We start from the raw sequence: 18,495 nt of genomic DNA on the forward strand, positions 1-18,495 counted from the left end.
TGGGACGAAGGAATCGGATTCCGAAAGGGTTGTTGACCCATTCAATGTAGGGGCGACGAGACTTCGATAAAAGTCGTATTTTCAGCATCGTTTATTCGCTTTCGATTGAATGACTCGACTTTTGTAGGAGAAGTTCGATGAACTACAAGCACCTCTACTATTTTTGGGCCGCTGCCAAGGCCGGTGGCGTGGTGCGGGCCGGCGAGCAGCTGCACATCACGCCGCAGACGTTGTCGGCGCAGATCAAGCTGCTGGAGGAGGCGCTGGGCTGTCACCTGCTGCAGAAGAGCGGGCGTGGCGTCGAGCTCACTCCGGACGGACGGATCGCGCTGGGCTACGCCGACCAGATCTTCACGCTGGGCACCGAACTGGAGGCGGCGGTCGGCAACCGCGACACCGGCGCGCAGACGCTCACCTTCCGGGTCGGCATCGCCGATGCCGTGCCCAAGGCGATCGCCTACCGGCTCCTGGAGCCCGCACTCACCACGCGCGAGCAGGTCCGCCTGATCTGCCACGAGGGCAATTTCCGCGACCTGCTGGCGCAACTGTCGGTGCATCGCCTGGACCTGGTGATCGCCAACGAGCCGATGGGACGTCAGACCAGCGTGAAGGCGTTCAACCACACGCTGGGTGTGACCGACATGAGCTTCTTCGCCGCGCCGGTGCTGAGCGCGGCGCTGGAAGACAAGCCGTTTCCCTACTGTCTGGACGGCGCGCCGATGCTCATCCAGGGCGCGTCGTCGGTGATGCGCCAGCGGCTGGACCTGTGGCTGGCCGAACACGGACTGCGCCCGCGCCTGATCGGCGAGTTCGACGACGCGGCCCTGCTCAAGGCCTTCGGCGCGGAGGGCCGTGGCGTGTTCATGTCGCCGACCGTGCTGGAGGAGGAGACCTGCGCGCAATACGGGGTCGAGGTGCTGGGGCGCGCGGCGGAACTGGTCGAGGAGTTCTTCGGCGTGTCGGTCGAGCGGCGCGTGCGCCACCCGTGCGTGGTGGCGATCACGCAGTCGGCGCGCGCGCAGTTCAAGCGCTGACCGGCTCAGGCGTCGACCAGCAGGCCGCGTTTCTCGATGAACGAGACGACCTCGGCCAGGCCGGTGAGGGTCTTGAGGTTGGTCATGACATAGGGGCGCTGCTTGCGCATGCGCCGCGTGTCGGCTTCCATCACGTCCAGGTTGGCCCCCACGTGGGGGGCGAGGTCGGTCTTGTTGATGACGAACAGGTCGCTCTTGGTGATGCCGGGGCCGCCCTTGCGCGGGATCTTCTCGCCGGCAGCGACGTCGATGACGTAGATCGTGAGGTCGCTCAGCTCGGGGCTGAAGGTGGCCGCGAGGTTGTCGCCGCCGCTCTCGATGAACACGATGTCGGCATCGGGAAACTCGCCGAGCATGCGGTCGATGGCCTCGAGGTTGATGGAGGCGTCCTCGCGGATGGCGGTGTGAGGGCAGCCGCCGGTCTCCACGCCCATGATGCGCTCGGCCGGCAGCGCGCCCGAGACGGTCAGAAGGCGCTGGTCCTCCTTGGTGTAGATGTCGTTGGTGATGGCGATCAGGTCGTAGCGCTCGCGCATCGCCTTGCACAGCATCTCCAGCAGGGTGGTCTTGCCGGAGCCGACCGGCCCGCCGATGCCCACGCGCAGGGGTGGCAGGTGCTTGGTGCGATGGGGGATGTGATGGAGGGCGGAGGCCATGGTCTCGTGCGTCGCTTCCTGGGAGTCGGTGGGGGAGGGGGGGCTGCGTTCGCGACGCCAGCGGTCGTCAACTGCGGAACAGCCGGGAATATTGTGTCTCGTGGCGCGCCGACAGCACCGCCAGCATCGGCGCGAAGGCCTGGCGCTCGGCGTCGGGAAGTTCGAGCGCGCGGTCGACCGCGCCGGGAATCTCCAGCGCCAGCCGGCCGAGGATGCGCTGGCCGGCGCTCTGGCCGAGCGGCACGGATTTGACGGCCGCGCCGGTCATGTTCTCCGCCCAGCCGAAGGCGAAGGCCAGGCAGCCGTCGCGCACGCCCGCCTGCGTGCGGCTGACGGCGAAGGCGAACGCCACGGGATAGGTGATGCGCGCGGCGAGATCGCCGAAGGCCTCCGCCACATCGTCGTGGCGCAGCTTCAGCCATTCGACGAAGGAGCGGCCCATCTGTTCGGTCTGCAGCAGGAATTCGGCCGACTCGCGTGTCTGCAGCACCCAGTCGTTGAGCCCGCGCACGCGCGCCGCGTCGCCCGTGCGCCAGGCGACGATGGCTTGGGCCAACACCGGCAGGTCGCCCCGCGCGAGGCCCAGGTGCAGCTGGTCGGCGATCCAGTCGGAGGCCCGAACCTCCGAAGCGAGTCCGGCCCACTCGACGCCGGCCTCCAGGCCTTCGGAGTACGAGAAGCCGCCGATGGGCAGCGCCGGGGAAGCGAGCCAGATCAGCTGGAGCAGGCCGGCGGCGGAAAGGGCGGCCGGCGGCGTGCCAGGGAGGGCGGTCTCGGCGCCGGCCCCAGCGCCGGCGACGCTGCGGGCGTCGCGAGGGCGTTCGATGCGCGGATCGATCATCGACTCAATGCGAATGGCCGTGCTCGCACTTGTCGTGATCGTGACCATGGCCGTCATGGTCATGTCCGTGATCGTCGTGGCCGTGCGGGGTGCCGCCGTAGGCATCGGCATGCAGCACGGGACCGACCGGTGCCCGTCCGGTCGCGGGCGCGTGCGAGTGACCATGATCGTGACCACCGCGCGAATGGCCGTGCCCGCCCGCGCCATGCGCGCCATAGGCGCCGTTCTCCGGCTCGAAGGGTTCGTCGGCGGCGCGCACGATCAGGTGCATCGCGCGCAGCATGTCGGCGAGCACGTGGTCCGGCTCGATCTTCAGGTGCGTGGGCGTCAGCTCGATCGGCACATGACGGTTGCCCAGGTGGTAGGCCGCGCGCGTCAGGTCGAACGGCGTGCCGTGCTGCGCGCAGTGCGTGACGACCAGCACCGGCTGCGGCGCGGCGATCACCTTGACGAGCGAGCCGTCCTCCACCACCAGCACGTCGCCGCCGCGCACGGCGGTGCCGCGCGGCAGGAACACGCCGATGCGGCGGCCCTGCGAGTCGGTGGCGTCGAAGCGGCTCTTCTGGCGCACGTCCCAGTCGAGTTCGACCGTCGAGGCGCGCTTGAGCAGCACGGCGGCGAGACCGCCGCCCCGGGGCATGAGTTTGTTGGCGTTGAGCATGTAAGGGGGTCAGAACAGGAAGTACCGCTGCGTCATCGGCAACGAGGTCGCGGGCTCGCAGGTGAGCAGATGGCCGTCGGCGCGCACGGCGTAGGTCTGGGCGTCGATCTCCATCCTCGGCGTGTAGGCGTTGTGGACCATGTGCTGCTTGCGCACGCCCCGGATGCCCGTCACCGCGCTCAGCGTCTTGCGCAGGCCGTAGCGCTCGCCGATGCCGGCGGCCAGACCGGCCTGCGAGACGAAGGTGAGCGAGCTGCGGTGCAGCGAACCGCCGAAGGCACCGAACATCGCCCGGTAGTGCACCGGTTGCGGCGTCGGGATCGAGGCGTTGGGGTCACCCATGGCGGCCATCGCGATGGTGCCGCCCTTGATGATCGTGAAGGGCTTGACGCCGAAGAAGGCCGGCTTCCAGACCACCAGGTCGGCCCACTTGCCGACCTCGATGCTGCCGACCTCGTGCGCGATGCCGTGCGCGATGGCCGGATTGATCGTGTACTTGGCGACATAGCGCCGGGCACGGAAGTTGTCGTGGCGCTCGGTGTCCCCGGGCAGCTTGCCGCGCTGGACCTTCATCTTGTGCGCGGTCTGCCAGCAGCGCATGACGACTTCGCCGACGCGGCCCATGGCCTGCGAGTCGGAGCTGAACATGCTGATGGCGCCCAGGTCGTGCAGGATGTCCTCGGCCGCGATGGTCTCCTTGCGGATGCGCGACTCGGCGAAGGCCAGGTCCTCGGCGATGCCGGCGTCCAGGTGGTGGCAGACCATGAGCATGTCGACGTGTTCGTCGAGCGTGTTCACGGTGTAGGGCATGGTCGGGTTGGTCGACGAGGGCAGGAAGTTGTCCTCGCCCACCACGCGCAGGATGTCCGGCGCATGGCCGCCGCCCGCGCCCTCGGTGTGGAAGGCGCAGATGCCGCGCCCCTTCACGGCCGCGATGGTGTTCTCCACGAAGCCCGACTCGTTGAGCGTGTCGGAGTGGATCGCCACCTGCGTGTCGGTCGCGTCGGCCACGTCCAGGCAGTTGCTGATCGCCGCGGGCGTGGTGCCCCAGTCCTCGTGCAGCTTCAGGCCGATGACGCCGGCGTCGATCTGCTCGTGCAGCGCCGCCGGCAGGCTGGCGTTGCCCTTGCCGAGGAAGCCCAGGTTCATCGGGAAGGCGTCGGCCGCCTGCAGCATGCGCTCGATGTGCCAGGGGCCGGGCGTCGAGGTGGTGGCGAAGGTGCCGGTCGCCGGGCCGGTGCCGCCGCCGAGCATGGTGGTGACGCCCGAGGCGAGCGCCTCCTCGATCTGCTGCGGGCAGATGAAGTGGATGTGGCTGTCGATGCCGCCGGCCGTGACGATGTGGCCCTCGCAGCTGATGACCTCGGTGCCCGGACCGATGACGATGTCCACGCCCGGCTGCACGTCGGGGTTGCCGGCCTTGCCGATGGCCACGATGCGCCCGCCCTTCAGGCCGATGTCGGCCTTGACGATGCCCCAGTGGTCGAGGATCAGCGCGTTGGTCATGACCGTGTCGACGGCGCCTTCGGCGCGGGTGCGCTGCGACTGCGCCATGCCGTCGCGGATGGTCTTGCCGCCGCCGAACTTCACTTCCTCGCCGTAGCCGCCGGCGCGCAGCGTGTGGTCGGCCTCGACCTCGATCACCAGGTCGGTGTCCGCCAGCCGCACCCGGTCGCCCACGGTGGGGCCGAAGATTTCGGCGTAGGCACGCCGTCCGATCGTTGCCATGTCTAGAGCCTTCCTTGAACGAGGCCGCGAAAGCCGTGGACGATGCGGTCGCCGGCGAAGTCGCACAGCTCGACCGTGCGCTGCTGGCCGGGCTCGAAGCGCACGGCCGTGCCGGAGGCGATGTTCAGACGCATGCCGCGCGCGGCGGCGCGGTCGAAGCCGAGCGCGCCGTTGGTCTCGGCGAAGTGGTAGTGGGAACCGACCTGGATGGGGCGGTCGGAGGTGTTCTGCACGACCATCGTCAGGGTCCGCCGGCCGGGGTTGAGGGGATGGTCGCCGTCGTCGGTGAGGAGTTCGCCGGGAATCATGTCGGTCCTTGGGGTTGCGCCTCAGGCGAGCTGGCCCAGCAGCACGACGCCGGCGAGCGCCACCACGGCGCCGATGGCGCGCGGGAGCCAGGCGTCGCGATGGCGCAGCGTCCAGCCGAGGCCGACGCCGGCGGCGTGCAGCAGCGCGGTGGCCATCACCATGCCGACGAGCGCCGGCACGGCGCCGCCGCCGCCGTTACCGTCACCGGCGAGCTCGATGCCGTGCGCCGCGCCGTGGAACGCCGCGAACAGCCCGACCAGCCCCGCCGCCACCGGTCCGGGCAGGCGCAGCCGCGTGGCCGCCAGCAGGCCGATCACCAGCAGGGAGGCCGCGATCATGGGTTCGACCGCCGGGACGCGCAGTCCCGCCAGGCCGGCCAGGGCGCCGGCCAGCAGCATGGACGCGAAGCCCAGCGGCGCCCACAGCGCATCGCGCCCGCCGCGCGCCGCCGATGCGCTCCACAGACCGACCACCACCATCGCGGCGAGGTGGTCCAGGCCGGTGAACGGATGCGCCAGGCCCTGCGCGAAGCCGACGTGCGCGTGCGCCGCCGCGTCGGCGCCGACGTGCGCGAGCGCCGCCAGCGGCGCGAAGGCCAGGACCGGCAGGACGATGGCGAAGGAGGAACGGATCCGGCGCATGGGGAACTCCACTCGAAGGGAAGGTGGTTGGAAGGAAACGGGCAGACGGAGCGGCGAAGAGGAGAAGAGGCGGACGGCGCCGGCTCCCCGCTCAGACGATCGGCTGGTGCACGGTGACCAGCTTGGTGCCGTCGGGGAAGGTGGCCTCGACCTGGATGTCGGGAATCATCTCGGCGATGCCGTCCATGACGTCATCGCGCGTGAGGACGGCGCGGCCCTCGCTCATGAGCGCGGCGACGCTCTTGCCGTCGCGCGCGCCTTCCATGACGGCCGCGGAGATCAGCGCCACGGCCTCGGGGTAGTTGAGCTTCAGGCCGCGGGCGCGCCGGCGCTCGGCCAGCAGCGCCGCCGTGAAGATCAGCAGCTTGTCTTTTTCGCGGGGGGTGAGTTCCATGGGATCGGCAGCGGGTGGCTGGGAAGGACAGCCATTATGGGCAGGCCCGCACCGATGCAACAGTCGTGCCGGCCACGCCGGAAGGTCGGGTCGCCGCGCCGCCGACCCCGCACGACGCCCGCCGGCGCCCGGCCCGCTCAGGCCTCGTAGGCGCCGCCGTCTCGGATGCGGTGGATCTCCTCGATCTCCACCACCCACACCAGACCGTCGCCGATCTGGCCGGTGCTGCAGGCCTCGACGATGGCCTTGCGGATCGTCGGCACCATGGCGTCGTCGGCCAGCAGGCAGACCATCACCTTGCCGGAGAAGTCGGTCAGCTCCTCGCGCACCGAACGCGCATGGATGGCGGCCGGGGCGGTGAAGCCCTCGGCCTTGAGCAGCGTCACGCCGGGGAAGTTGGGGATGGCGCGCAGCGCGACGCGCAGCCGCTCCACCCGGCTCGGGCGCACGATGGCTCGGATTTCTTTCATGGTTTTCTCCTTGGATCAGGCTTCGACGGGTTTTTCGTCGAACCAGCGGTAGAGGGTGGGCAGCACGACGAGCGTGAGCAGCGTCGACGAGATCAGTCCGCCGATCACCACGATGGCCAGCGGACGCTGGACCTCCGAGCCCGGTCCGGTCGCGAACAGGAACGGCACCAGGCCCAGCAGCGCCACGGTGGCGGTCATCATCACCGGGCGGAAGCGTTGCACGCAGCCTTCGCGGACCGCCTCGGCCACGTCCAGCCCGTCCTCGCGCAGGCGCCGGATGGCGCTGACCAGCACCACGCCGTTGAGCACCGCGATGCCCCACAGCGCGATGAAGCCGACCGAGGCCGGCACGCTGAGGTACTCCCGCGTCACGAACAGCGCCACCAGCCCGCCGATCGAGGCGAAGGGCAGCACCAGGATGATCAGCCCGGCCAGGCGCACCGAGTTGAACAGCATGAACAGCAGGAAGAAGATGGCCGCGATGGTCAGCGGCACGATCACCGCCAGCGTGCTCATGGCGCGCTCCATGTTCTCGAACTGGCCGCCGTAGACGAAGGTGTAGCCCGGGGGCACGTTCACTTCCTTGGCGATGCGGCCCTGGACCTCCTGGACGAAGCCGGCCAGGTCGCGGCCCTCGACGTTGGCGCCCACCACGACGCGGCGCTTGCCGGCCTCGCGGCTGATCTGAGCCGGGCCGTCGAGCAGCCGGATCTTGGCCACCGTCGACAGCGTCACCTGCGCGCCGCCGGCGGCCGTCAGCAGCGTGTTGCCGATGGCCTCCGGCGTGGCGCGCTCGTCCTCGGGGAAGCGCACCGCCACCGAGAAGCGCCGCTCGCCCTCGTACAGGGTGGTGACTTCCTTGCCGCCGATGGCCGTCTCGATGACGTCCTGCACGTCCGACACGTTGATGCCGTAGCGCGCGATGACCGCGCGGTCGATCTCCACCATCAGCGCCTGCTGCCCCGACAGCCGCTCGATGCGGATGTCGCGGCTGCCCGCGACGTCCTTGAGCACGCGCGCCACGCCTTCGGAGATGTCCTTGAGCTGGGTCAGGTCGTCGCCGAAGACCTTGATCGCGACCTGCGAGCGCACGCCCGTGACCATCTCGTCGACCCGCTCGGAGATCGGCTGCGACAGCACGATCTGCACGCCCGGGATGCTGGACAGGCGCTGGCGGATCTCCTCGTCGATCTCGTCCTGCGAGCGGCCGCTGTCCGGCTCGAGCAGCACGATCGGGTCGGACTCGTTGGGTCCGGCGGGGTCGGCCGGCGATTCGCCGCGACCCAGCTTGGAGACCACCGAGCGGACGCCCTTGACCTCGGCGATGCTCTTCATCGCGGCCATCTCCATGCGGATCGACTCGTCCAGCGAGATGCTCGGGACGCGGTTGATCTGCGGGGTGAGGGCGCCCTCGCGCATCGTCGGCATGAAGGACTTGCCCAGCAGCGGGAACAGCGACATCGACATCAGCAGCAGGCCCACCGCGACGGCCAGCGTCATGCGGTTGCGGCGCGTGGCGGTGTCCAGCAGGTTGAGGTAGTGGCGCTTCATGAAGGCGATGACGCGCGTGTCCTCGCCCGTGCCGCCCTTGAGGAAGAACGAGCACAGCACCGGCGACAGCAGCAGCGACACCACCAGCGAGACGAACAGCGAGATGGCGATGGTCATGGCCAGCGGACCGAACATCTTGCCCTCCTGGCCCTCCAGCGTCATCAGCGGCAGGAACACCAGGATGATGATCAGGATGCCGAAGATGGTGGGCGTGGCCACCTCGGTGGTGGCCTGCAGGATGGTGCGGATGCGCGAACCCTTGCCCGGCTCGGCGTGGCCCAGGCGGTGGTAGACGTTCTCCACCACCACCACCGTGGCGTCCACCATCAGGCCGATGGCGATCGCCAGCCCCCCGAGCGACATCAGGTTGGCCGAGATGCCGTAGCGGTTCATGACGATGAAGGTCGTCAGCGGCGTGATGATCAGCGTGGCCACCACGATCAGGCTGGAGCGCACGTCGCCCAGGAAGATGAACAGCACCACCACCACCAGCGCGATGCCCTCCAGCAGCACCTTGGCCACGGTCCACAGCGCGGCGTCGACCAGCTCGGTGCGGTCGTAGAAGGGCGTGATCTGCAGGCCGCCGGGCAACTGGCCCTGGGCGTTGATCTCCGCGACCCGTTCCTTCACGCGGCCGACCACCTCCTTGGCGTTGCCCCCGCGCATCATCAGCACGATGCCCGAGACCGCCTCGGTGTAGCCGCCCTTGATGATGGCGCCCTGGCGCACCTCGCTGCCGATCTGCACCTCGGCCACGTCGCGCACGAACACCGGCACGCCGGCCTGCTCCTTCAGCACGATGTTGCCGATGTCGTCGAGCGTGCGGATGATGCCCACGCCCTGGATCAGGTACTGCTCGGTGGCCAGGGGCAGCACGCCGCCGCTGGCGTTGGCGTTGTTCTGCGCGATGGACTGCACCACCTGCTGCACCGACAGCCCGTAGTGGCGCAGCCGACCCGGATCGACCAGCGCCTGGTACTGGCGCACGTAGCCGCCCTGCGAGTTGATCTCGGCCACGCCGGGGATCGAGCGCAGCATCGGGCGCACCACCCAGTCCTGCACCGTGCGGCGCTCGGCCAGCTCCTCGGGCGTGAGGGCGCGCTGGCCGTCGTCGGGGTGGTCGAGCGTGTACTGGTAGACCTCGCCCAGGCCGGTGGAGACCGGGCCCATCACCGGCACGATGCCCGCGGGCATGCGCGGCGTGACCTCGATGAGCCGCTCGGTCACGAGCTGGCGCGCGAAATAGACGTCGGTCTCGTCGGTGAACACCAGCGTGATGATCGACAGCCCGCTCTTGTTGAGCGAGCGCATCTCCACCAGTCCCGGCAATCCGGTCACGGCGATCTCCAGCGGCACGGTGACGAAGCGCTCGATCTCCTCGGGCGAGCGGCCCGGGGCCTCGGTGGCGACCTGGACCTGCACGTTGGTCACGTCCGGGAAGGCGTCGACCGACAGGTTGAGCGCGGCGCGCAGGCCGAAGCCGCACATCACCAGCGCGAGCACGATCACCACGAGCCGCTGGGTGAGGGTGGCCCGTATCAGGGAAGCGATCATCGGCGCTTACTCCAGTTCGGAGCGCTTGCGCTCGTTGTTCAGATGGAAAGCGCCGCCGGACACGAAGGGCGTGCCTTCGGCGATGCCCTTGAGGACCGGGCGCATGCCGTCGCTCGGCGTGCCCAGTTCCACCGGCACCAGCCGGTAGACGTTCTCGGCGGTGCGGGTGTAGATGTGGTCGCGGTCGTTGTCGCGCACCACGGCGGCCTCGGGCACGGCCAGCACGCGCTGGGTCTTGCCGGTGATGCGCATGGTCGCGAGCATCTGCGGCTTGAGCGCGCGGTGCGGGTTGTCGACCTGCGTGCGGATCGCCACGGTGCGGGTGTCGGCCGCCACGGTGTCGCCGACCTGGACGATCTTGCCGGCGATGAGGTCGTTGCCCAGCGCCGGCACCTCGATCTCGACCGACTGGCCGGCCTCGACGGTGCGCGCGGCCTGCTCGGGCAGGGCGCCCACGACCCAGACGTTGCGCAGGTCGGCCACCGTGAAGAGGGCGTCGCCGGGCTGGGCCACCTGGCCCTGGCTGAGCGTGCGCTCGAGCACCACGCCGCTCTGCGTGGCGACGATGGCGGCGGCCGAGGCGATCGTGCCCTGGCGCTGGAGCTTCTGCAGCGCGTCGCCGGAGATGCCCATCAGGCGCAACTGGTCGGTCGCCGCGCGCAGTTCGGCCTGCGCGATGGCGAGTTCGGCCTCGCGGCGCTGGACTTCGGCCGAGCCGATGACGTCGGCCTGGATCAGTTGGCGCGCGCGCTCGACGGCACTCGCGGCCAGGCGCAGGTTGGAACTCGCGCGCATCACGGCGAGCTGGGCGGTGGTGAGTTCGGGACTCGTGACGTGGGCCAGCACCTGGCCCTGGCGCACGGTGTCGCCGACCTCGACCAGCACGTCGATGATGCGGCCGCTGACCGACGCGCCGATGCGCGTGACCAGCCGTTCGTTGGCCGCCACGCGGCCGGGCACGGTCTGGGTCGTCGCGATCTCGGCCATGGCCAGCGGGCGGACCTCGAAGTTGGGCGCCATCTCCGGCTTGACGGTGACCACCATCGGGTCGGCCGGCGGCGCCGGGGCCGCTTCGGGCTCGGCGGACTTGCCGCAGCCCTGCAGGAACAGGAGGGACGCCAGGAGGACGGCGCCGGGGAAGAGTTTGCGTGAGTGGGGCATGGGGTCCGCCTTCAGGGCTGCAGGGGGGTGCCGGCGAAACGGCCGGCGAGGATGTCGAGGTCGATGCGCGCGGCCTGCACCTGGAAGCGCGCGGCCAGCAGGTCGGAGCGCACGGTGCGCAGGACGCGCTGGGCGTCCAGCACGTCCAGGATGCCGCGTTCGCCATAGCGGTAGGCGGCCTCGGCCACGCGCACGGCGGCCTCGGCGTCGCGCACCGCGCCGGTGCTCAGCGCCTGCACCTTCAGGGCGGCGATGTCCTGCAGCTGGGCGGCCTGCAGGATCTGCTGGCGCAGCTCGAGCTGCAGGCCCTCGTAGCGGCCGCGCGCGCGCACCAGCTCGGAGGACGCCTCGGCGATCGGGCCGGCGCGCTGGTCGAACAGCGGGATCTGCACGCCCACGCTGACGCGGCCGGTGCGCACCTCGGGATCGCGCCCCTGGTCGTAGCGCACTTCCAGGCCGGGCCAGCGGTTGGCCCGCGCGCCGGTGACCAGCGCCTGCGAGCGGTCGATCTCCGCGCGCAGGGCCAGCAGGTCGGGATTGCGCGACATCGCGTCCTCCACCAGCAGGTCGCGCGGCGGCAGCGGCGGTACGCCCGCCAGGGTCTCGTTGAGGGTCCAGCGCACGGGCAGGTGGCCGGCGGCGAGGCGGTTGAGGGTGAACAGCGACTGCTCGACCATGAGCGCGGAGGTATCGCGCACCTGGCGCGCGTTGATGATCTCGGCCTCGGCCTTGATGAGCTCGTAGCGCGGCGCCTCGCCGCTGGAGACGCGGGCGTTGACGCGCGTCTGCACCTGCTCGAGCAGCGCCAGCGAATCGGCCGCGGCCGCGGCCTCGGCCTGGCGCAGCAGGTATTCGTAGGCGCGCAGCCGGATCTCGCCGACCAGCGCGTTGCGCACCGCCGCGGCCGACGCCCCGGTGCCCTGCACGGCGAAGCGGGCCGCCTCGACGCGGGCGCGACGCAGCACCGGGTTCTCGATCAGTTGCGAGATGCCCCACGTGCTGGTGTTGCCGTTGACCGACGTCGGCAGGCTGGCGCGCTGGCGCCCGGTGCCGTATTCGAGCCGCGGGTTGGGGATCGCGCCGGCGGAGACCACGGCGGCCGCGGCGGTCACGCGGGCCTGCTCGGCCGACAGCAGCGCCGGGTTGTGGGTCAGGATGGTCTGGACCAGCTCGTCCAGGCCGAACACCGGCGCCAGCTGGCCGCCGACGCGGGTCGGCGCGACCTCGCCGGTCGCGAGGGACGGGGAGCGGGAGTCGCCCGTGGGCGCGGGCGCGCGCTGGCCGGCCGGCGTCTGCGCCAACGCGGGACACAGCGCGGCGCCGGTCGTGATGAGGGCGGCCGTCAGCGCACGACGCGCGGCCTTGTTCAGTGGAAGGTGCATGGTTGACGCTGCCTTCTGGGGGCAGTGATCGAGGAAGGGAACGGAAAGGGGTGCCGGCCACGGCCGGCGCGGAACGACGGGTGGAACGCCGGGCAGGCCCGGCGTCGCGCGCGGGTCAGGCGGGTCGGGGCGGGCGCAGCAGGCGCTCGTGCCGCTCGGGCACGGCGCCGGTGGCCATCAAGATCGGACGCGCCGGTCGCGGCAGGGGCGCGAGGGCGAGTCTGGAGACCGTCGGGATCGTCTCGCCGTGATCGTCCAGCGAGAACGCGGCGTCGGTCAGCGCACTGCACACCGGCGCGCTGGCGATGTCGTCCCAGAATTCCTCGGCGGCGTCGACCACGTCGTGCACCAGCACCGTCGCCTTGGCCGTCAGACGCTGCGGATCGGTGAGGGACGTGCACGGCTTCGTGGCGACCAGACCCATCGACAGGGACGTCACCATCAGGAGCAGAAGAGCCACGAACACCGAGCGCATAGGCGAAAGATTGTGCACGAGCGAAAAGGGTAAACCCTTGAACCGCGTGAACACGTCCTTGTAGGAGGGCAGGAGATTCGCGCCGTGCCTCCGGCCGCGACAGGGCGCTGGCGTCGGCTGGCATGGATGGTGCAGCCGGCGCAGCCGTGCCGAACCATCGTCCTTCCCCGCCCCGCGAGACCCCGGACGTCACCGCTTCCATGCCGATCGGAACCTCGCACGAGGCACCCCAGCGCATCGTCAAGGTCCGGCGCGACTACAACAGTTGGGTGGCGAGCGAGACCCTGGAGGACTACGCGCTGCGCTACACCCCCCAGCGCTTCCGCCGGATGTCGGAGTGGCGCGTCGCCAGCACGGCCTTCGGCGGCGCGGCCTCGTTCCTGATCCTGGAGGCCGTCGGCGCCACGCTCCTCGTGCAGTACGGCTTCTCCAACGCGTTCTGGGCGATCCTGGCGACCGGACTGATCATCTTCCTGGCCGGACTGCCCATCAGCATCTGCGCCGCGCGCTACGGCGTGGACATGGACCTGCTCACGCGCGGCGCGGGCTTCGGCTACATCGGCTCGACGCTCACCTCGCTGATCTACGCCTCCTTCACCTTCATCTTCTTCGCCCTGGAGGCGGCGGTGATGGCCTACGCGCTGGAACTGGCGCTGGGCGTGCCGCCGGCGTGGGGCTACCTGGTGTGCGCGCTGGTGGTGATTCCGCTGGTGACGCACGGGGTCTCGGCCATCAGCCGGCTGCAGGTCTGGACGCAGCCGCTCTGGCTGGTGATGCTGGTGGTGCCCTTCGGCTACGTGCTGGCGCGCGATCCCGGTGCATTCGCCGGCATCACGCACTATGGTGGTGTAAAGGGCGCTTCATCCGGCTTCAATATGCACCTCTTCGGTGCTGCACTGACCGTGGGCATCGCGCTCATCACGCAGATGGGCGAACAGGCCGACTACCTGCGCTTCATGCCCGCGCGCACGCCGGGCAACCGCGCGCGCTGGTGGGCCGGCGTGCTGGTGGGCGGACCGGGCTGGGTGGTGCTGGGCGTGCTGAAGATGCTGGGCGGCGCGGCGCTGGCCTACCTGGCCATCACGCACCGGGTGCCGCCCGAGCGCGCGGTCGATCCCAACCAGATGTACCTCGCGGCCTACGAGTACGTCTTCGACGACTACGGCTGGGCGGTGGCGGCGACGGCGCTGTTCGTGGTCGTCTCGCAACTGAAGATCAACGTCACCAACGCGTACGCCGGCTCGCTGGCATGGAGCAATTTCTTCTCGCGCGTCACGCACAGCCATCCCGGCCGCGTGGTGTGGGTCGTCTTCAACGCGCTGATCGCCTTCATGCTGATGGAGATGAACGTGTTCGAGGCGCTGGGCGACGTGCTGGGCGTCTACGCCAACATCGCCATCGCCTGGATGACGGCGGTGGTGGCCGACCTGGTGATCAACAAGCCGCTCGGGCTGTCGCCGCCGGGCATCGAGTTCAAGCGCGCGCACCTCTGGGACGTCAATCCGGTGGGCGTGGGCGCGATGGCCCTGGCCTCGGGGCTGTCCATCACCGCGCACCTGGGCGCCTTCGGCCCGCTGGCACAGGCGTTCTCGGCGCTCATCGCGCTGGGCGCGGCGCTGGTGGCGTCGCCGTTGATCGCCTGGGCCACGGGCGGGCGCTACTACCTCGCGCGCGGACCGGAACACGCGGCGCGAGCCGGCCGCGACGCCGGGTCCGCCGGCGCGGTCGCCCCAGCGGCACCGGCACCCGGCGCGATCGCCCGGCCGGTGCGCTGGGCCCGCGTGGCGCGCGATCCGGCGGCCGCGCGGGCGCTGGCGTCGGCGCGCCTGCAGGTGCAGCGCTGCGTGATCTGCGAGCGCGACTACGAGGCGCCCGACATGGCGCACTGCCCGGCCTACCAGGGCGCGATCTGCTCGCTGTGCTGCACGCTCGACGCGCGCTGCGGCGACCTGTGCAAGCCGCAGGCGAGCCTGTCGCGCCAGTGGTCGGGGGCGCTGCGCTGGCTGCTGCCGCGCCGCGTGTGGCCCTACCTCGACACCGGCCTGGGTCACTTCCTGCTCATCACCGGGGTGGTGGTGCCGCTGCTCGCGGCGGTCTTCGGCGTGCTCTACCAGCAGGAACTGCGTGCCCTGGCGGACGGCGCGCTGGGCCCGATGCCCTCGGGCGAGGTCGCCGAGGCGGTGCTGCGCGCGCAGGTGGCGTCGCTGCGCTCGGGTTTCCTGAAGTCGTACATGGCGCTGCTGCTGATCGCCGGCATCGTGGCCTGGTGGCTGGTGCTGGCCCACCAGAGCCGCCGCGTGGCGCAGGAGGAGTCGAACCGCCAGACCCGCCTGCTGCAGCGCGAGATCGAGCGGCACCACGAGACCGACCTGGCCCTGCAGGCGGCCAAGCAGCGCGCCGACGAGGCCCGCGAGGTCGCCGAGCAGGCCAAGCACGCCGCCGACCAGGCGCGGCGCGCGGCCGACCACGCCAACCAGGCCAAGAGCCGCTACATCAGCGCCATCAGCCACGAACTGCGCACGCCGCTCAACAGCATCCTGGGCTACGCGCAGCTCATGGGCGAGGACGCCGCCGTGCCGCCGCACCGCCGCCAGGCCGTCGCCGTGATCCAGCGCGGCGGCGAGCACCTGCTCTCGCTCATCGAGGGCACGCTGGACATCGCCCACATCGAGGCCGGCAAGCTGACCCTGCAGGCGCGCCCGATGCGCTTCGCCGAGACGATGCGCGAGCTGGCCGACATGTTCGAGCTCGAAGCCTCGGAGAAGGGCCTGGCCTTCCGCTACGAGCCCGCCGGGGAGTTGCCCGAGGCGGTGCGGGCCGACGAGCGGCGCGTGCGCCAGATCCTGATCAACCTGCTGGGCAACGCGATCAAGTTCACGGCCACCGGCCGCGTCGCGCTGCGGCTGAGCTACGCGCGCGAATTCGCGGTGCTGGAGATCGAGGACACCGGACCGGGCATGTCGGCGCGCGAGATCGAGCGGATCTTCGAGCCCTTCGCGCGCGGCGATGCCCCGGGCGGCGCGCTGGGTGGCGCCGGACCGCGCGCGCCGGGCGCCGGCCTGGGCCTCACCATCGCCAAGATGCTGACCGACCTGATGGGCGGCGAGATGTCGGTGCGCAGCCAGCCGGGGGCGGGCTCGGTGTTCCGGGTGCGATTGTTCCTGCCGCGCATCCATGCGGACGCCCTGGCCGGCCCGGGCGCGCCCCCGCGTCCGCCCGCCGCCGCGCGCCGGCCACGGCGCGGCTATGCGGGCCCGCGCCGCCGCGTGCTGGTGGTGGACAACGAGGAGGCCGACCGCGAGCTGCTGGTGCGCGTGCTGGAGCCGCTGGGCTTCGAGCTGCGCACGGCCGCGAGCGGTCACGATGCGCTCGACCTGATCGCCGCCGGTTTCCGGCCCGACGCCATGTTCGTCGACCTCGCGATGCCCGGCATCGACGGCTGGGAGACGCTGCGGCGCGCGCGGCGCTTCGCGCCCGGGCTGGCGCCGGGCCATGCGGCCGTCGTCTCGGCCAACGCCTTCGACAAGCGGCTGGACAACGACGCGGGCATCGCGCCGGAGGATTTCTTCGTCAAGCCGGTGCGCCACAGCGAGCTGATCGACTGGCTCGGCCGCCGGCTCGCCCTGCGCTGGAGCGAGACGCCGGTGGACGGCGCCGGCGCCGGCCCGCCCGTGGCGGGCGCGCTCGTGCGGCCGGCCGCGGCGCATCTGGTCGCGTTGCGGGAAGCCGTCGGACTGGGTTACTTTCGGGGCGTCATGAACCAGCTCGACGCCATCGACCTCGCCCAGCCCGAATGCGCCGCATGGACCGCCGCGCAGCGCGCGCTCGCGCGGCAGTTCCGCTTCGAGGCGATGGACGCATGAGCGCTTCCGCCACCGTGCCCGCGCCCGCCCGGCCGCTGGCCGCCCAGGGCGACCTGGTGCTGATCGTCGACGACGTGCCCGACAACCTCGCCGTGCTGCACGACGCGCTCGACGAGTCGGGCTACACGGTGCTGGTGGCCACCAGCGGAGCGGCGGCGCTCGCCCGCGCTGCGCAGGCGCGGCCCGACATCGTGCTGCTCGACGCCCTGATGCCCGGCATGGACGGCTTCGAGGTCGCGCGCCGTCTGAAGGCCGACCCCGCCACCGCGCACATCCCGATCGTCTTCATGACCGGCCTGACCGAGACCGAGCACCTGGTCGCCGCGCTGGAGGCTGGCGGCGTCGACTACGTCACCAAGCCGATCAAGCCCAAGGAGGTGCTCGCGCGCATGAACGTGCACCTGCAGGGCGCGCGGCGCGCGCGGCAGGAGGCGCAGCAGGCCGGGCAGGCGCGCAACGCGCTCGACGCCTTCGGCTACGCCAGCGCCACGGTGCGTCTGCCCGAGGGCCGCATCATCTGGCAGACCGCGCTCGCGCGCGACCTGCTGCTGCGCTACTGCGGCACGCAGGCGCCCCAGGCGCCGCAGGCGGTGCTCGACTGGCTGCGGCGCCACGTGGGCGACGCGCAGGAGCGCCAGATCGAGCCGCCCGCGCTCGACATCGCATCGGGCGCGCGCACCCTGAGCCTGCGCCTGCACCAGCAGACCGGCCACGACGACGCCGGCGACGACTGGCTGGTGATCATGCGCGAGACCTCCGACGCCGGCGTGATCGAGACCATCAGCCTGAGTCTGAAGCTCACCGCGCGCGAGGCCGAGGTGCTCTACTGGGTCGTCAAGGGCAAGACCAACCGCGACATTGGCGAGATCGTCGGCAGCAGCCCGGCGACGGTGAAGAAGCACCTGGAGCGCGTCTACGTCAAGCTGGGCGTGGAGACGCGCACGGCCGCCGCCGGCGTCGCGATGCAGCGCATCCGGGCGCTGCAGTCGCGCTAGGACCGGCGCCCGGCGATCGATCCGTCGGCCCGCAACGGAAAACGCCCCGCGTGCGGGGCGTGATCGAGGTGGCGTGGCCCAGGTCGCGAAGACCGGGGCGCACGCGCGAAAGGCTCAGGAAACGACGGGCGAGGCGGCGACCAGGTGCTCGGTCAGGAACCAGACCTGCAGCTCGTTGGTGCGCAGCACGTTGCTCACGAACACGTCGTTGCTGCCGGGATCGCCCACCTCGTCGACCTTGTCGGCGGCCTCGCGGGCCTGCTTGATGATCATCTCGTGCGCTTCGGCCAGGCGGCGGATCTGCACGGCGGCGGGTTCACGGCCGCGCGGCGGGCGGGGGATGCGGGTGGTCTCGGCGATGTCGGCGGCCATGGCCAGCGCGATGCCGCCCAGCAGCTGGATGCGCTCGGCGAGGATGTCCACCAGCAGGACCTGGCCTTCGAAGTGCTGGTCGTACATCAGGTGCAACTGGTTGAACGTCGGGCCGACGACCTGCCAGTGATGCTTCTTGTACATGTCGCGCAGCGTGATGGTGTCGGCCAGGCACTGGTTCAGGAGGGCGACGCTGGCCTTGCAGGCGTCCTCGGACAGGCCGTTGGGCAGTTTGACGATCTCGCCGTACTTCTGCGTCTCGTGGCTCGGCTGGTCCAGATCAGGCTTGACGGCGTCCGGATTACCTGCGGTGAGGCCGTCGTTCGTCTTCTTGGTGTCTTTGTTCGAACCTTGGGATGCCATGGGGAAAACTCCGTTGTTGAGGTGAATGACGGGTTTCTAGGCCGT

16 protein-coding genes are annotated in these 18,495 nt (G+C 70.8%); 3 read left to right on the forward strand and 13 right to left on the reverse strand.

Annotated elements, in window-relative coordinates; translation table 11 throughout:
* Window positions 1-137 precede the first annotated feature (137 nt).
* Entirely contained in the window at window positions 138-1,034 is an 897-nt protein-coding gene (nhaR, locus tag NF681_07065) for a transcriptional activator NhaR (GenBank protein UST54943.1), read from the forward strand.
* A gap of 5 nt (window positions 1,035-1,039) precedes the next feature.
* Here nhaR and ureG read toward each other — a convergent pair whose 3' ends face one another.
* The 12 genes from ureG to NF681_07125 form a co-directional block, all read right to left on the reverse strand.
* Entirely contained in the window at window positions 1,040-1,690 is a 651-nt protein-coding gene (gene ureG, locus NF681_07070; GenBank protein ID UST54944.1) for an urease accessory protein UreG, read from the reverse strand.
* 67 nt (window positions 1,691-1,757) lie between these two features.
* Window positions 1,758-2,594 carry an urease accessory protein UreF gene (locus NF681_07075; GenBank protein UST54945.1) on the reverse strand — a complete coding sequence of 279 codons (837 nt, stop codon included), beginning with the start codon at window positions 2,592-2,594 and terminating at the stop codon, window positions 1,758-1,760.
* Entirely contained in the window at window positions 2,536-3,192 is a 657-nt protein-coding gene (gene ureE / locus NF681_07080; GenBank protein ID UST54946.1) for an urease accessory protein UreE, read from the reverse strand. The genes NF681_07075 and ureE overlap by 59 nt, the downstream gene beginning before the upstream one ends.
* 9 nt (window positions 3,193-3,201) lie before the next feature.
* Window positions 3,202-4,920, reverse strand: coding sequence for an urease subunit alpha (gene ureC / locus NF681_07085; protein UST54947.1), 1,719 nt, complete (start codon window positions 4,918-4,920; stop codon window positions 3,202-3,204).
* 2 nt (window positions 4,921-4,922) lie between these two features.
* Complete coding sequence (locus NF681_07090; GenBank protein UST54948.1) at window positions 4,923-5,228, reverse strand: urease subunit beta; 306 nt, start codon at window positions 5,226-5,228, stop codon at window positions 4,923-4,925.
* A gap of 21 nt (window positions 5,229-5,249) precedes the next feature.
* Complete coding sequence (locus NF681_07095) at window positions 5,250-5,861, reverse strand: HupE/UreJ family protein (GenBank protein ID UST55694.1); 612 nt, start codon at window positions 5,859-5,861, stop codon at window positions 5,250-5,252.
* Window positions 5,862-5,961: 100 nt separating this feature from the next.
* The gene (locus NF681_07100; protein ID UST54949.1) at window positions 5,962-6,264 is read right to left on the reverse strand and encodes an urease subunit gamma; all 303 of its coding nucleotides are present in this window, start codon (window positions 6,262-6,264) and stop codon (window positions 5,962-5,964) included.
* Between the two features lie 137 nt (window positions 6,265-6,401).
* A complete protein-coding gene (locus tag NF681_07105; protein UST54950.1) occupies window positions 6,402-6,734 on the reverse strand; it encodes a P-II family nitrogen regulator in 333 nt (110 codons plus the stop codon).
* A 15-nt stretch (window positions 6,735-6,749) separates the two neighbouring features.
* Window positions 6,750-9,839, reverse strand: coding sequence for a CusA/CzcA family heavy metal efflux RND transporter (locus NF681_07110; protein UST54951.1), 3,090 nt, complete (start codon window positions 9,837-9,839; stop codon window positions 6,750-6,752).
* 6 nt (window positions 9,840-9,845) lie between these two features.
* Complete coding sequence (locus NF681_07115) at window positions 9,846-11,000, reverse strand: efflux RND transporter periplasmic adaptor subunit (protein UST54952.1); 1,155 nt, start codon at window positions 10,998-11,000, stop codon at window positions 9,846-9,848.
* 11 nt (window positions 11,001-11,011) lie between these two features.
* Window positions 11,012-12,382, reverse strand: a complete 1,371-nt coding sequence (locus NF681_07120; GenBank protein ID UST54953.1) for a TolC family protein — start codon at window positions 12,380-12,382, stop codon at window positions 11,012-11,014.
* A gap of 115 nt (window positions 12,383-12,497) precedes the next feature.
* Window positions 12,498-12,842: a hypothetical protein gene (locus NF681_07125; protein ID UST54954.1), complete on the reverse strand. Its 345-nt coding sequence runs from the start codon at window positions 12,840-12,842 to the stop codon at window positions 12,498-12,500.
* A gap of 215 nt (window positions 12,843-13,057) precedes the next feature.
* Between NF681_07125 and NF681_07130 the strand changes: the two genes are divergently transcribed.
* Window positions 13,058-16,720 (forward strand): ATP-binding protein, encoded by a 3,663-nt coding sequence (locus NF681_07130; protein ID UST54955.1) that lies wholly within the window; start codon window positions 13,058-13,060, stop codon window positions 16,718-16,720.
* Window positions 16,717-17,715 (forward strand): response regulator transcription factor, encoded by a 999-nt coding sequence (locus NF681_07135; protein ID UST54956.1) that lies wholly within the window; start codon window positions 16,717-16,719, stop codon window positions 17,713-17,715. The genes NF681_07130 and NF681_07135 overlap by 4 nt, the downstream gene beginning before the upstream one ends.
* A gap of 114 nt (window positions 17,716-17,829) precedes the next feature.
* Here the strand turns inward: NF681_07135 and NF681_07140 are convergent, their stop codons facing one another.
* A complete protein-coding gene (locus tag NF681_07140) occupies window positions 17,830-18,450 on the reverse strand; it encodes a DNA starvation/stationary phase protection protein (GenBank protein UST54957.1) in 621 nt (206 codons plus the stop codon).
* Window positions 18,451-18,495: the final 45 nt, after the last annotated feature.

The organism is Comamonadaceae bacterium OTU4NAUVB1 (genome assembly GCA_024372625.1).
In the GTDB taxonomy this organism is placed as follows: domain Bacteria; phylum Pseudomonadota; class Gammaproteobacteria; order Burkholderiales; family Burkholderiaceae_C; genus Variovorax.